At 46.2% G+C, this 574-nt stretch carries 1 pseudogene; it reads left to right on the forward strand.

The features are described from left to right. Positions 1 to 206: 206 nt before the first annotated feature. Positions 207 to 574: pseudogene (locus UF06_RS18665) on the forward strand (transposase); the annotation flags it as partial.

Genomic DNA, 574 nt, shown 5'->3' on the forward strand with positions numbered 1-574 from the left:
CTTTGCAAGCATGGTGTAACTTCTCATAGGAGCACCGTTGTCAGAGTGCAAAGTAATGTTGCCTTGCACACACTTTTCCCGCCATGTTGTTCTTTGGAGTAACTCCGCTGCATATTCGCCTAGCTCCAGAAGTGGCCCCCGATTTTCGGACATGACTTTAAGTGGTCGATCTGTTTTGATAGTACCCAACAATACAGGGACAGATTATGACTAGAAAACGTAGAAACCACTCTCCTGAGTTTAAAGCTAAGGTGGCACTCGATGCCGCTAAAGGCGATAAAACCGTCGCTGAGTTAGCTCAGAAATACAACCTGCACGCTAACCAAATCTCGACATGGAAAAAGGAGCTGCTTGAAAACGCAGCCATGATTTTTGCCACCGAAAATCACACAGGAAAAGAGAATTCCGAAGAAGTGGACAAACTTCACGCCAAGATCGGTCAATTGACCATGGAAAATGATTTTTTGGCCAAAGTGCTCGGTCGTTAGACCGAGCCCAGCGAAAGAGTTCGCTGGTTAAATCCACCCCATTGCCGATAAAGCGCCAGTGTGAGCTGCTCAATATTGCTCTATTT

It is taken from the genome of Vibrio sp. S234-5, from assembly GCF_000960595.1.
Classification (GTDB): Bacteria; Pseudomonadota; Gammaproteobacteria; order Enterobacterales; family Vibrionaceae; genus Vibrio.